Source organism: uncultured Parasphingorhabdus sp. (genome assembly GCF_963975735.1).
In the GTDB taxonomy this organism is placed as follows: Bacteria; Pseudomonadota; Alphaproteobacteria; order Sphingomonadales; family Sphingomonadaceae; genus Parasphingorhabdus.
The window spans coordinates 435,052-448,922 of record NZ_CAXBIA010000002.1; the positions used below are offsets into that span (position 1 = coordinate 435,052).

General features: G+C 56.4%; 12 protein-coding genes and 2 tRNA genes. 8 read left to right on the forward strand and 6 right to left on the reverse strand.

Features of this window, described 5'->3' with window-relative positions; genetic code table 11:
• Nucleotides 1-4: 4 nt before the first annotated feature.
• Both AACZ86_RS05600 and AACZ86_RS05605 read left to right on the forward strand, forming a co-directional pair.
• On the forward strand, nucleotides 5-676 hold the full coding sequence (locus tag AACZ86_RS05600; RefSeq protein ID WP_339690138.1) for a hypothetical protein: 672 nt from the start codon (nucleotides 5-7) through the stop codon (nucleotides 674-676).
• Nucleotides 677-705: 29 nt separating this feature from the next.
• The gene (locus AACZ86_RS05605) at nucleotides 706-1,164 is read left to right on the forward strand and encodes a hypothetical protein (RefSeq protein ID WP_339690141.1); all 459 of its coding nucleotides are present in this window, start codon (nucleotides 706-708) and stop codon (nucleotides 1,162-1,164) included.
• Here the strand turns inward: AACZ86_RS05605 and trmFO are convergent.
• Nucleotides 1,161-2,513, reverse strand: a complete 1,353-nt coding sequence (trmFO, locus tag AACZ86_RS05610; protein ID WP_339690143.1) for a methylenetetrahydrofolate--tRNA-(uracil(54)-C(5))-methyltransferase (FADH(2)-oxidizing) TrmFO — start codon at nucleotides 2,511-2,513, stop codon at nucleotides 1,161-1,163. The genes AACZ86_RS05605 and trmFO overlap by 4 nt on opposite strands.
• A gap of 97 nt (nucleotides 2,514-2,610) precedes the next feature.
• Here trmFO and AACZ86_RS05615 point away from each other — a divergent pair, with 97 nt between their 5' ends.
• The gene (locus AACZ86_RS05615) at nucleotides 2,611-3,291 is read left to right on the forward strand and encodes a lysoplasmalogenase family protein (protein WP_339690145.1); all 681 of its coding nucleotides are present in this window, start codon (nucleotides 2,611-2,613) and stop codon (nucleotides 3,289-3,291) included.
• Here the strand turns inward: AACZ86_RS05615 and AACZ86_RS05620 are convergent.
• The 4 genes from AACZ86_RS05620 to AACZ86_RS05635 form a co-directional block, all read right to left on the reverse strand.
• Complete coding sequence (locus AACZ86_RS05620; RefSeq protein ID WP_339690147.1) at nucleotides 3,282-4,118, reverse strand: TauD/TfdA family dioxygenase; 837 nt, start codon at nucleotides 4,116-4,118, stop codon at nucleotides 3,282-3,284. The genes AACZ86_RS05615 and AACZ86_RS05620 overlap by 10 nt on opposite strands.
• Nucleotides 4,119-4,214: 96 nt before the next feature.
• A complete protein-coding gene (gyrA, locus tag AACZ86_RS05625) occupies nucleotides 4,215-6,965 on the reverse strand; it encodes a DNA gyrase subunit A (RefSeq protein ID WP_339690149.1) in 2,751 nt (916 codons plus the stop codon).
• A gap of 106 nt (nucleotides 6,966-7,071) precedes the next feature.
• A complete protein-coding gene (locus AACZ86_RS05630; protein WP_339690150.1) occupies nucleotides 7,072-7,776 on the reverse strand; it encodes an SDR family NAD(P)-dependent oxidoreductase in 705 nt (234 codons plus the stop codon).
• Nucleotides 7,773-8,531: a YaaA family protein gene (locus tag AACZ86_RS05635; protein ID WP_339690152.1), complete on the reverse strand. Its 759-nt coding sequence runs from the start codon at nucleotides 8,529-8,531 to the stop codon at nucleotides 7,773-7,775. Before AACZ86_RS05635 ends, AACZ86_RS05630 begins: the two co-directional genes overlap by 4 nt.
• A gap of 187 nt (nucleotides 8,532-8,718) precedes the next feature.
• Between AACZ86_RS05635 and AACZ86_RS05640 the strand changes: the two genes are divergently transcribed.
• On the forward strand, nucleotides 8,719-10,017 hold the full coding sequence (locus tag AACZ86_RS05640) for a hypothetical protein (protein ID WP_339690154.1): 1,299 nt from the start codon (nucleotides 8,719-8,721) through the stop codon (nucleotides 10,015-10,017).
• 47 nt (nucleotides 10,018-10,064) lie between these two features.
• On the opposite strand, the gene AACZ86_RS05645 is transcribed toward AACZ86_RS05640, so the two are convergent.
• On the reverse strand, nucleotides 10,065-10,538 hold the full coding sequence (locus tag AACZ86_RS05645; RefSeq protein WP_339690155.1) for an Lrp/AsnC family transcriptional regulator: 474 nt from the start codon (nucleotides 10,536-10,538) through the stop codon (nucleotides 10,065-10,067).
• Nucleotides 10,539-10,718: 180 nt separating this feature from the next.
• On the opposite strand from AACZ86_RS05645, the gene AACZ86_RS05650 reads away from it, so the two are divergent.
• The 4 genes from AACZ86_RS05650 to AACZ86_RS05665 all read left to right on the forward strand — a co-directional run bounded on the left by AACZ86_RS05650 (nucleotide 10,719) and on the right by AACZ86_RS05665 (nucleotide 13,829).
• On the forward strand, nucleotides 10,719-12,392 hold the full coding sequence (locus tag AACZ86_RS05650; RefSeq protein ID WP_339690157.1) for a histidine kinase dimerization/phospho-acceptor domain-containing protein: 1,674 nt from the start codon (nucleotides 10,719-10,721) through the stop codon (nucleotides 12,390-12,392).
• Nucleotides 12,393-12,471: 79 nt separating this feature from the next.
• Nucleotides 12,472-13,458 (forward strand): polysaccharide deacetylase family protein, encoded by a 987-nt coding sequence (locus tag AACZ86_RS05655; RefSeq protein ID WP_339690160.1) that lies wholly within the window; start codon nucleotides 12,472-12,474, stop codon nucleotides 13,456-13,458.
• 112 nt (nucleotides 13,459-13,570) lie between these two features.
• Nucleotides 13,571-13,647: transfer RNA gene (locus AACZ86_RS05660), tRNA-Ile, on the forward strand.
• A gap of 105 nt (nucleotides 13,648-13,752) precedes the next feature.
• Nucleotides 13,753-13,829: transfer RNA gene (locus AACZ86_RS05665), tRNA-Pro, on the forward strand.
• Nucleotides 13,830-13,871: the final 42 nt, after the last annotated feature.

The following is a 13,871-nucleotide window of genomic DNA, read 5'->3' on the forward strand; positions in this document are numbered from 1 at the left end:
CAACATGAATTATGCGCAGAACGAGCTCGAACCATTACAAAGATTGATCATTGCCTATGCAAAATCAGGGGATCGTGACCGCTATGCGCTATTATTTGCGCTCGACGCGCGATTCGCGGACACTATCCGCTCTACTTCGGAAATATTGATAGGACAGATGCGGTTAACCTGGTGGCGGGACATTTTAACCAAACCCGCAGAGGCCCGGCCGACGGGCGAACCACTGATCCAGCAGATCAATCTGATCGAAGCCAAAGGAGAAGAGCTGGCACCGCTCTTGGTCTTGCTTGATGGGTGGGAGGCGATGCTCGATGACTTTCCATGGGATGACCGTCAGTTTGAAAATTATGCCGCCGCGCGCGGTCGTGGATTTTTCGAATTTGGTTTGGCAGATACAACGGCATTGACCGAGGAGCGGGCGGCACAGGCCGAGGCTTGGGCGCTCTGGGATTTTGCCCGCCATTGTTCGGACGCGAATATGCGGGCTTCCGCTTTCGACCGCTGCGGGCAAATCTTGAAATCGCAGCGGCGCGTGGATTTTGACAGAAGCGGACGGCCGCTTTCAATCCTCTGCCAACTGATGTTGCGTGATGTTAGGAAGGGCCAACTGGCTCCCGATCTATATAATCCGGCCAGCGCCGCGCGCATTATCTGGCATGGAATTGCTGGTCGCTAGATCGAGCCGCTGATCCACGGGATCCGCTTATGAAGAAATTTGCCGCCGGTGCAGCCGGGATGATGCTGATGTTGACCGCAGGTCTGTTCCTCTGGATCGGTGCGGAGGGGCAGGATGTGCCGCTACCCGCTGCGCCGCCGCCGCCCGAGAAGATCGATCCGGAGATTTTGCCGGAGGCGGAACTTGATTCGGAAACGATCGGGCCGGCACCGCCGAAAGCTTACAAGCCTTCTCGCGAAGAAATGCGGTTCAATCGTTATGACCGCAATGGCGATGAAATTATTACCCGTCTGGAGATGATGAGCAGCCGAACCGATGCTTTCCGGAAGCTCGACAAGGACGGCAATAATCTTTTGACCTTCGAGGAGTGGGCCGTCTCGACCAGCGACCGCTTTGCGGGCGCAGACCGGGACGGCAACAGTCAGCTGACCCGAACCGAATTCAGAAGCACGCGCCCCAAGCGCTCTGCGCCCAAGTGCAAATGCTAGGCGAGTTGCAGACCTTGCGCTGACAAGGGTCGCAACCATTGGGCAAAGTCTTCCCGTGCGCGAGCGGTATAGGCTTCCTTGCGTTCCTTCTTCTTCACGCGCTGTTCAAACGGCGGGAAGAGACCGAAATTGACGTTCATCGGTTGATAGTCGCGAGCATCGGCGCCGCCGGTGATGTGCGACAGCAATGCGCCGAAAGCGGTGGTCTGCGGGGGCAGGGTGAAGGGTTCGCCGCGGATTTCGGCAGCGACCATCCGGCCGACCATCAATCCGACTGCCGAGCTCTCGACATAGCCTTCGCAACCGGTGATCTGGCCGGCGAAGCGGATATGCGGCGCTTTCTTGAGCCGCAGTTGCTTGTCGAGCAGCTTTGGTGAATTGATGAACGTGTTGCGGTGGAGGCCGCCCATCCGGGCGAATTCGGCATTTTCGAGACCGGGAATGGTTTTGAGCAGATCGGCCTGAGCGCCATATTTCAGCTTGGTCTGGAAACCGACCATATTCCATAATGTGCCAAGCGCATTATCCTGCCGAAGCTGGACGACCGCATAGGCTTTGCCGCCAGTGTGGCTGTTGGTCAGGCCGACCGGCTTCATTGGTCCAAAGCGCAAGGTCTCGGGACCGCGCGAAGCCATGACTTCGATCGGCATACAGCCTTCGAAATAGGGCGTGTCTTTTTCCCACTGTTTGAAGTCGGTTTTTTCGCCGTTGAGCAGGCCCTCGATGAAGGCCCCATATTGCTCCTGATCCATCGGACAGTTGATATAGTCTTTGCCGTCACCTTCCGGTCCGACCTTGTCCCAGCGCGACTGCATCCAGGCGATGTCCATATTGATGCTGTCTTTATAGACGATCGGAGCGATCGCATCGAAAAAGGCCAGCGAGTCCTCGCCGGTGGCGGCGCCGATGCTCTCTGCGAGGGTCATTGCGGTAAGGGGGCCGGTGGCAACAATTGTCAGGCCGCTCTCGGGCAGTTTATCGATCCGTTCGCGGACAATCTCGATATTGGGATGTTCGCTCAGTCGCTTGGTTACGCCTTCGGAGAAATGATCGCGGTCGACGGCGAGCGCCGATCCGGCGGGCAGCCGGTGCTTGTCGCCTTCGCCGATGATGATCGAGTTCAGATCGCGCATTTCCTGATGCAAAAGCCCCACGGCATTTTTTTCCGCATCATCGGAGCGGAAGCTGTTCGAGCAAACCAGTTCGGCAAGCCCCTCGGTCTGATGGGCGGGCGTCATTTCCCCGCTCCCCCGCATCTCGGAAAGACGGACTTTTATGCCCTGTTCCGCGAGTTGCCATGCTGCTTCCGACCCGGCGAGTCCGCCACCAATAATATGTACATCTGTCATGGGCGCCTTAGTGTTGTGGTAAGACTCTAATGTCAATCTGGCAGTAACGCTTGTTGCGTGATACAGACAATCAAGAAGAGGGGACCATGTCATTCCGATGAAAAGCGCATTTGCCGAATCCAGACCATTTCTGTTGCTCAGCCTGCTGTTCGGCATCAGCTATTTCTTTGTTAAAGATAGCAATATTCCGGGTTTATATCTGATGGCCTGGAAGGGAGCGGGCGTCGGATTTCTCGCAATCTATGCGCTGGTCCGCCTGCATCGCCTCGATGGCAAAATTGTCGGCGGGATCATGGCTCTTGGTGCGATTGGCGACATGGTTCTGGAATATGACCTGATAATGGGAGCGGTAGCGTTCATGGCCGGTCATTTGCTAGCGATCGCTTTCTATTCGCGGTTCCGCCGCCATCAACTGGGGTTCAGCCAGAAAGCCTTTGCGATCATATTGGTGCCGCTGTCGGTGCTGATCGCCTGGGCTCTGCCTGAGGACCGGTCTGCCGCAGCGGGTATAGGAGTCTATTGCCTGTCCGTCGCTGCGATGGCCGCAATGGCCTGGACGAGTCGATTCTCGCGCTATCAGGTCGGTATCGGTGCGGTGCTGTTTCTGGTTTCCGACTTGCTGATATTTGCCCGGATGGGACCATTGGAAACCAGTGCCATTCCCGATCTCCTGGTCTGGCCCCTATATTATTTCGGCCAATTCATGATCGCGACCGGTATCGTGGCGACGCTGCGGCACGAAATGGCTGCAGACAGCGCCGATCCGGTTCACGCCTGATAAGCGGCAATCGTCGTGCGGTGCAGCAACCGGTCGTGGCCGTCATAGCCACCGGTCGCGCAGTGCAGCACCGAGCGGTTGTCCCACATGATCAGCATATTTTTCTGCCATTGGTGGCGATAGACAAATTCGTCGCGGCTTTGCCAGACGTATAATTGCTGGAGCAAGGGCAGGGCTTCTTCCTGGGAAATGCTTTCAAAACCGATGATATAGCCCATGCAGCTGAACAGCCCCTGGCGTCCGGTCTCGGGATGTTCGCGGATTAGCGAGTGGGTCTGGACCGCGCGCGCTGATTCGTCGGGACGGATCGCCATGCTGCGGCCTTCGTCCTTCTCGCCATAAGCGCCGTCGGGGGCGTAGGCGAGTCCAGCGCTGTGGACCGCGGTCAGGCCTTCATATTGCGCGCGCATTTCGGGTGCCATCGCGTCGAGCGCGGCATGTTGATTGGCGAATAATGTGTCGCCGCCGACCGGAGGAATGGTGATCCCCAACAGGCAGGTGCCGGCCGGTGGTTGCGCCTGAAAGCTCCAGTCGCTGTGCCAGTTTTCGGCGAATAAAGGCGATTTCTCGTCGGCATCGCGGCGGATCGCGGCAATATGTTTGCGGCCCTCGATCGGATCGAAAAACGGATCATGGCCGAAGTCGCCGAAATAGCGGGTGAATCGCTCGAGATCGTCATCGGTCATCGCCTGATCGGGAAAGGACAGAACATGATGTTCCAGCCATGCCGACCGGATAGCGGCAATATTGTCAGGAGAAAGTGGTTGCGTCAGATCGATGCCCGTCACTTCGGCACCGCAGGCTTGCCCGGATGGATTGATCTTCATTGGCTCTCTCCCAAGATTTATTCCGTTTGCGCCGTTCCTGTCGCGGCATCTTTTTGCAAGATGTCCATCGACAGGCTCAGTATGAATGCATTCGGTTTATTCGACTGAATCTTCAGGTTCTTCAGGCACCGCGACATCACCATCGGAGACGCCCTGATCGACCATTTCCTCGACCACGGCTTCTTCCGCTTCGTTTTCCGGTTCTTCTTCCTCGTCAATCTTGGCAGCACCGACGACCTGCTCGCCCTTGCCGACGTCGAACAATTTGACGCCCGAGCTATTCCGTCCGATCACCCGCATATCCGCAACTTTCATGCGGATCAGTTTGGCCTGGTCGGTGACCAGCATGACCTGCTCGTCGTCGGAAGCTCGGAAGCTGGCGACAACCGTGCCGTTGCGCTTGATATTGTCGATATTGAGAATGCCCTGACCGCCGCGGCCTGACTGGCGGTATTCATAAGCGCTCGAGCGTTTGCCATAGCCGTTGGCACAGACAGTCAGGATGAAATCTTCGGTCTCGCTGAATTCGGCCATGCGTTCGGCGGAAAGTTCGGGAGCGTTCTCGTTATCTTTCCATGGAGCGGCTTTCAGATATTGATCGCGTTCCTCGGTCGACGCTTCAAAACCGCGCAGGACGGATAGCGAAATAACCTCGTCATCGCCCTTCAGCGCGATACCGCGGACACCGGTAGAAGTCCGACTCTGGAAGGAGCGGACCGCATCGCCGGCGAAACGAATCGCCTTGCCGTTTCTGGTCGCGAGCAGAACGTCGTCATTGTCGGTCAGCAGTTCCACGCCGATCAGGCGATCTTCGCTGCCTTCGTCAAATTTCATCGCAAATTTGCCGTTCGACGGCACGTTGGTGAAGCTGTCCATGCTGTTACGCCGGACGCCGCCTTTGGCGGTTGCAAACATGACATGCAGCGCTGCCCATTCCGCTTCGTCTTCCGGCAATGGCAAAACGGTCGAAATTACTTCCCCGTCTGCCAGCGGCAGCAGGTTGATCATAGGACGGCCCTTGGTCTGCGGTCCGCCTTCCGGCAGTTTCCAGACCTTGAGCCGGTAGACCTTGCCGTGGGTCGAGAAGAACAGGACCGGCGTATGAGTCGAAGTTACGAACAATTCGGTGATCGCGTCTTCATCCTTGGTCGCCATGCCGGCGCGGCCCTTGCCGCCGCGGCGCTGGGCCCGGAACGTATCGAGCGGTGTCCGCTTGATATAGCCACCATGGGTGACGGTCACGACCATTTCGGAGCGTTCCATCAGATCTTCGTCTTCGAGACCGTCCCATGCTGCTGTGATTTCCGAGATGCGCGGGGTGGCGAATTCGTCACGCACCTGTTCGAGCTCTTCGCGCATCACGGCATAAAGCTTTTCGCGGTCTGCCAGGATCGAGAGATATTCCTCGATCGCGGTAGCCAGTTCCTTGAGCTCGTCGCCGATTTCTTCGCGGCCGAGCGCGGTCAGCTTCTGCAAACGCAGATCCAGAATCGCCTTCACCTGCACCTGGGACAATTTGTAGACGTCGCCCTCGACATCGGTTTCGGTCGCTTCGACCAGCCGGATATAGGCGGCAATCTCGGCGATCGGCCATTCTCGTCGCAGCAATGATTCGCGCGCTTCTGCCGGGGTCGAGGAACCACGGATGATTCGAACGACTTCGTCCATATTGGTGACCGCAACAACCAGGCCAAGCAAGATATGCGCCCGTTCGCGCGCCTTGTTCAGTTCAAACTTGGTCCGCCGGGTGATCACCTCTTCGCGGAAGGTGATGAAGGATTCGATGATGTCGCGCAGAGTGAGCACTTCCGGCCGACCGCCACGAATGGCGAGCATGTTTGCCGGGAAACTCGATTGCGCAGGGGTGAAGCGCCAGATCTGGTTGAGCACGACATCTGCCGTGGCATCGCGTTTCAGCTCGATAACCACGCGAACGCCGGCGCGGCTGGATTCATCGCGGATATCGGAGACACCCTCAATCCGTTTGTCCTTGGCCGCTTCGGCAATTTTTTCGACCAGACCGGATTTGCCGACCTGGAAGGGGATCGACGTCAGGACGATCGAGCGTTTGTCGCCGCGTCCTTCCTCGATCACATGGCGCGCGCGCATCATGATCGATCCGCGACCATCCTTATAAGCAGCGCGTGCGCCGGATTGCCCCAATATCAGCGGTGCTGTCGGGAAATCGGGGCCGGGGACGATTTCGATCAACTCGTCGATAGTGATTCCCGGATTTTCGATATAGGCGAGGCTGGCGTTGATCACTTCGCCTAGATTATGCGGCGGGATGTTGGTCGCCATGCCGACCGCGATGCCGCCAGCGCCGTTGACCAGCAAATTGGGGAAGCGGGCAGGGAGCACGCTTGGCTCCTGCAGGCTGCCGTCATAATTGGGTACGAAATCGACGGTATCCTTGTCGAGATCGTTGAGCAGGAAATTGGCAACCTTGTTCAGCCGCGCTTCGGTGTAACGCATGGATGCCGGCATATCCGGATCCATCGAGCCGAAATTACCCTGACCATCAATCAATGGTACCCGCATCGACCAGTCCTGGGTCATCCGGGCCAGCGCCATGTATATCGCGCTGTCGCCATGGGGGTGATAGTTGCCCATCACGTCACCGACGATTTTCGCGCATTTGCGATAGGGACGTCCGGCGACCATCCCGCCTTCTTGTGCAGCATATAATATACGACGATGGACCGGCTTCAGACCGTCGCGGACATCGGGCAGCGCACGGCTGACGATGACCGACATGGCATAATCCATGTAGCTGGTTTTCATCTCGTCGACGATGTCTATCGGTTCGATATTGGATGGCGACGGTGGAGTGGTTTGTTCGTTCACAAACAGGCCTTTTTTATGGGTTTTTTCTTGTCGATTCTCCTAGGGGATCGGGCCGGTAAAAGCCAGCCTTTCGGGCCAGTTTTACAATAATAATACAGTGCTGAAATCAGGGTTGGATTTCCGCTCCGTCCCATGCGAAAATTTTACCGCTGTCAGCCGGTTCCAGCCCGTCGAGAACGTCGAGCAGATGACGTGCGGCGCGACCGGAGTCGAACAACTTCCCTTCGGCTACATTGCTCTGGAACGGGCGGCTCAGCGCGGTGTCGACCGTACCCGGGTGCAGCGCGACGATTATCGAGCGGTCATTCTTGCGCGACCATTCTATCGAGAGGTTGCGGATCATCATGTTGAGCGCGGCCTTCGATGCGCGGTAGCCGTACCAGCCGCCGAGCCGATTGTCCGAAATGCTGCCGACGCGCGCCGACAGCGCCGCGAATCTGATGATATCTTTCCGGTCCATGAGCGGCAGAAAATATTTGGCGACCAGAGCCGGGCCCACCGCATTGATCTGGTAATTTTTCATCAGCCAGTCCGCATCGAGCTGGCGGAGGCTCTTCTCCGGTCCTCTGTCGTCATCGTGGAGCAGGCCGGTGGCGACGAACACCATCGATGGTGAAATGTCCTGGGCCTTCACCCATGCAGCCGCTTCTGCGATGCTGGCCTCTGACGTCAGGTCGACGCATACAGGGCTGTCGGCGGAGCGGGAAAAGCGGACGATCCGGTCAAAACGGCTGTCTGCTTCCAGCGCATCGGAAACCGCGACGCCAATCCCGCCGCTCGCTCCAAAAATGACGGCGGATTTTCCGGTCACGTGCGAAGGAAGCGAAGGCTGCTTTCTGTGCTGCCGTCGGCATCATAGCGGTAGCCGTCATAGTCGAAGCCCTTGAGCGCTTCCGGATCGGCCAGATGGTTTTCGCAAATATAGCGCGCCATCATCCCGCGCGCGCGCTTGGCCTCGAAGCTGATGAACTTGGGCCCGTCGGGGCTGTCCTTGCGAAAATCCACCTCGATGATTCGACCCGGCAGTTTTGCAGCATATGGTTTGACCGAGGCCCAATATTCGTTGCTCGCCAGATTGACGATGGTTTTGCTCCCAGTCTGTTCAAGATCCGCCGCCAGCGCGCCGGCAATCTTGTCCTTCCAGAAATCGGTCAGCTTATTGTAGCGCGGCGCCCATCTCGTACCCATTTCCAGACGATGGGGTCGAATGGGGTCGAGAGGGCGGAGCAATCCGTATAGGCCGGAAAGGATTCGCAGGTGACCCTGGGCAAAGGTCATCGCTTCCTCGCTGATACTACCCGCTTCGAACCCGGTATAGACGTCGCCATTATAGGCATAGATCGCTGGCCGTTCGGGTTGAGCGAAAAAATCGCTATACCGCTGCCGGTTCAAAGCGATGAGATTGTCCGAAACCGGCATGATCGCCTTCAGCTTTTTCGTCGTCAGATTTCCGATTGCCTTTGCCAGCCGTTCGGTTTCGTCCGGAAAGCGGTTTCCGGATGGCGAGACCGGCGGAATGGCGGAATCGAAGTCCAGAGATTTGGCGGGGGATATAATTGCAAGCACGCGATTTTACCTCATTATACTATATGAATTGCTTCACGACGGCGCGAAACGGCAGCCGTTCAACCTCTATTCAGCGGATTCACTCTAGAAAAGCGAAGAAAGCTTGGTAATAGGGCCACGACTGAGTGGTGCAACCATATTCCGGGGAACTCGTTTCTCCCAAATAATAATCATCCGGAGGATATTCATGCGTTTTTTATCTCATTTCTCGATGGCCGTTGCTTTGGCGACTGCCGGCACACTGGCGATAACCGCTTTGCCGCAGGACGCCCAGGCGGCGAAAAAGAAGAAAAAAGAAAAAGATTCCGGCGTCAAAATTAGCAAAGAAATTGCTCCGCAAGTCGCGGCAATTCAGGCGGCGATGGCGTCAGAAACTCCCGCTACAGGGAAGCCGCTGGTGGAAGCGCTGCTCGCTGAGACCCAGATCCCCGATGATCGCTATATTGCAGGGCAGTTGGCCATTCAGCTTGGCGGCGCGTTGAAAGATACCGCCTTGCAGGAAAAAGGTATCATTGCCTCGCTCGACAGCGGGAAGACCGGAGCCGAGCAATTGCCCGCGTTTAACTTCTTCGCCGGTAATTTCGCTTATGGCGCTGAACGCTGGGCAGACGCGGCTCAAAGGTTCCAGGCTGCCTATGATCTTGGCTATCGCGCGAATAACATCGAGCCTTTGCTGGCCGAGACTTTCTTCAAGCGGAACATGTATCCAGAAGGCTTGGCGAAATGGACTGAAATTCTCGACAATGCCAATGCTTCCGAGACCAAAGCGCCGGAATCCTGGTACCGGCTGGCCCGTGACCGCGCACTGGCGAGCAAGGATTTAGGCCTCTATTCAGCGTGGGCGGCAAAATGGGCTTCTGCATATCCGTCCGGAGATTCTTGGGGTGATGCTATCGCAGCAAGTCGCCGTACATCGCAAGCTGACAGCGTCCAGAATCTCGAGGTATTGCGGTTTATGAAAGCGACTGGCGCGCTCAAGACATCTCGTGATTATAAGGAATTTGCCGAAGAGGCGCAGCGCAAAAACCTGTTTGGTGAAGTCGTTTCCATTCTGGAAGAAGGACAGCAGAAGGGCATTGTCAGCTCTACCAGTCCGTTGATTGCCGAAGTGCTTGCACCGGCACGGCGGGAAGTGAGCGCTGACCAGAAATCGCTGCCCTCCGCACCATCCGGTGTGCGCGGATCCGGGAGCAGCTCGGTAATGATGAACTTTGCCGACGTATGGCTGGGTTACAAGGATTATGACAAGGCCGTGGCTTTTTATGAAGCTGGTCTTTCCAAGCCTGGAGCCGAAACGGATCGCGGGTACATGGGAATAGGTACAGCCGAAGCCTATGCGGGTGATTTTGCCGCTGCAGGTCAGGCTTTTGCGAAAGTTTCCGGAACCCGGGCTCCGTTGGCGCATATGTGGCAGACGTGGATTGATCAGCAAACCGCTCCGGCAGCACCGGCAGCGCCAGCTGCTCCGGTTGAACCAGCGACCTGATTCGGGGTTGATAGATAAATTGAAAGGGCGCCATTGGCGCCCTTTTTTTAGCGTTCGATCGGAACGCCAGGCTGATGTTTGGCAGACCGGATGGTGAGCGATGTCTTCACGCTGGCTACATTGGGAGCTGCGGTTAGCTGGCTGGTCAAAAAGCTTTGAAATTGCTGAAGATCTTTGGCGACGACTTTCAACATGAAATCGATTTCGCCGTTCAGCATGTAGCATTCGCGTACTTCGGGCAGTTTTTGCACATGATCTTCGAAGGCTTGCAAATCGATTTCTGCCTGACTTTTCAGGCTGACCATCGCAAAGACAGTGATCGTATAGCCCATTTTGGCAGGATCAATTGCTGCGTGATAGGATTTGATGACGCCTTCATCTTCCAGTGCGCGCATACGACGAAGACAGGGGGGAGCTGTTAAACCGACACTGTTAGCGAGTTCAACATTGGTAATCCGGCCATCGGTTTGCAACCGCTGCAAGATTTTCAGATCGATGTCATCAAGGTTTGTATCAGCCATGGTGATGTAATTTCCGTTCGAGAATCATTTGATCTGTATAATATAATAAGTCAGCCAAGCAATGCTTTCTCCGTTGTCCCACATTGTGACGTGAGTTTTTCATAGCTTCCCGTTGCCTCGGGAAAGGGTTATTGCCCGGTTAACAGTTGTGAATAACAAAGATTATCGGGATCAAAAAATTTGCGCTTCGATGACCGCCTGACCACCGTGCTCAAGGGGAGCCTGCCGGAAGGCCCAGCCGCTGCCACGCAATGGCGGCAGGTGATTGATCTGTTGGCGCAAAAACCCGGAAATCTGGCCAATCAGGATGTACAAGCAGGGTTAACCCGATTGCGCGATCTGCACGACCGGGTGGCCGAACCGGACCGCGTTGCAGCGGTGCAGGCGTTGAACGGTAGATTGCGTTCGGCTCCTTTGCTAGTCTATTTGAGCGCCGACAGTGATCCCGTTTGCGATGCCGCGATGGCGGCTGCGGATCTGACGCCGGAAATTTACGCGGATGCTTACCCGCGGCTTTCCGAACGCGCGCAGCAGCGATTGCAATCGCAAGATTTCAAGATTGCCGATAGAACGCCGGAGGAAGCGGCTTCGTCAAACGGCAGCGAGGCACTTCCTGCCAGCGACAGTCCGGTCGGCGGGCTGGAAGACGGCATATCAAATGATGCTTCTGGCGTGCCTGTCGAACAGGATGAAGGATCGCAGATCAGCGCGCTGGTAGAAAAAATTGCCGACTATCAGAAGAATCGTACGGCCGAATCACCGCGCCCGGCAACGGGCGAGGGTTCGGGAACACGCTTTTTCGGCGAACCGCTTGAAGCGATCCGCTTCGAAACCGATGAATCCGGCACCATAGTCTGGACCGAAGGGCCACCGATTGGGGCTATTGTCGGGGTCACGGTCGCGCATCCGGCCTTTGATGAAGGGCCTGGCCCCGATGCTTATGGCGCAGCGGCCTTTCGTCAGCGCATGCCGATGGAAAATGCCCGGATGCGGCTATGCGGTGCATCGATCATCGTCGGCGACTGGCGAATGAGTGCTATCCCCTTTTTCAGCGATGAAACCGGACGGTTCGAAGGTTATCGCGGTATCATGAGGCGACCGAATATTGCCGAGGATGCGGGGCATAGCAGCCTTGATCTCGAACGTCGCGAACAGCTCCAGCAACTGATCCACGAGCTGCGCACGCCGCTGAATGCTGTCATCGGGTTTAGCGAAATTATCGAGCAGCAACTGTTCGGACCGGCTTCGTTCGAATATCGCGCTTTGGCGCGCAACATCATGGATGAAGCGCGGCGACTGCTAGCGGGGTTCGAGGATCTGGATATCGCCGTGAAGGTTGATTCCGGGCAACTGCCGGAATCAAGCGGGACCACGAAAGCGGACTGGCTATTTGAACGGATGACGCAGCGGCTCCAGGGACTGACTCATAGCAAGGTGGTTGATCTCAACATCAGCAAGGCCGAACCGGTCCGGCCGTTCGCGCTGGACGGCGAATCCGTCGAGCGTATTTTTGCCCGATTATTGTCGGCGGCAATCATCTCCTGCGAGAATGGCGAAACGCTGAAGGGCGAGTTGCGGACACGCATCGGAGTGCAGCCAACCAACCAGTTCACTCTTTCCCGGCCCTCGCGGATCAAGGATATTGCCGAAAGCGTGCTGCTCGATCCATCGCAGGGAATCGACGGAGATGTCGGTGAATCATCTTTATTGGGGCTCGGCTTCTCCCTCCGTCTGGTGCGGAATCTCGCGCAAGCGGCGGGCGGCTCGCTCACCATAAACCAAGACAACATTGCCTTGACCCTTCCCGCAGCGGCGACTAGCAAAATTAACATTCGGGAAACGGAATCAGAATAGACGTCTGGCTCGCCAGGCAGTTTTCCCAGATAATGTGCATTAGGGAGCTGTCGGAAATTATTGTTCAGGGACCTCGCTCATGAAAATCCACAAACCGGATAGTCATGTGTTGTGGCCGGAAGAATTCGGCAGGCGTTTTCTGATTTCCATCGACACCGAAGAAGAATTTGACTGGGATGCCCCTTTCGAGCGCCGAGGTCACACGACGATCACGGTGCCGATGCTGGAAAAATATCAGGAATTTGTCGAGAAATACGGGATCAAGCCGGTCTATTTTGTCGATTATGCAATCATTCAAGACCCTAAGGCCACCGCGTTTCTGAGAACGGTGACAGAACAGCAAAGCGCCACGATCGGCGTGCATCTGCACCCTTGGGTCAATCCGCCTTTCGATGAGCGGGTGAATGATCACAACAGCTTTGCCGGCAATTTGCCGAAAGAGCTGGAAGAAGAGAAGCTGGTGAAGCTGCGCGATGCCATTCGGGACAGAATTGGTGTCACGCCGAATACATATCGCGCCGGACGATATGGCATCGGCCCGAATACGGTGGAGCTATTGCTGAAACACGGCTTCGCGCTGGACAGCAGTATCCGGCCGCGCTTTGATTATAGCGGCGAGGGCGGCCCGGACTTCTTGTCGGTTGATTCCCGGCCCTATTGGTGGGGGAAGGACGAGCGACTGCTCGAAGTGCCACTGACGACCGTCTATTCGGGTATTTTCCGCAAGCAACATCGTCTTGCGGCGACGATCATGGAAAAATCACCCTTGGCCAACGCATTATTGTCCCGCAGCAAAATGCTCGAACGCATTCCGCTGACACCGGAAGGGATCTCCGCACGCGAAACCAAAGAGGCGATCGATGTGGCGCTCGACGATGATTTGCGGTTGCTGGTTTTCTCTTTTCATTCGCCTTCACTGTCACCCGGCCACACGCCTTATGTGCGCGACCAGAATGAGCTCGACGGCTTTTACGACTGGTGGCGGGAGGTGCTGGATCATCTCGAGGCCCGAAATGTGAAGCCGGTCGATATCGATGAATTGTTGCGGGCTGCGTCAGGTTCATAGCCGCTCATTGACCGTCAGTCTGACGAATTGCGATGATCGGTCTTGCCAAATCATTATCGCTTCCGCTATCGCACCCTTCCATTGAGACTTGCCTGTAAAAAGCTGCTCATATGGGCCTGTAGCTCAGTTGGTTAGAGCTGGCCGCTCATAACGGCTAGGTCGGGGGTTCGAATCCCTCCGGGCCCACCATATTTTTTTCCAAAGCCGTAAATCGCTCACTTGATGAGCAACGGCAAAAAGAAGCGTAAAAACCCTTTGCTTTTCCCAAAAGCACCGCCTAGGGGAAGCGCGCGTCGGGGAGTGGCGCAGCCTGGTAGCGCACCTGTTTTGGGTACAGGGGGTCGCAGGTTCAAATCCTGTCTCCCCGACCATTTTTTCCCTCTGTATCCTGCGCTTCATATTCAGACTGGCTT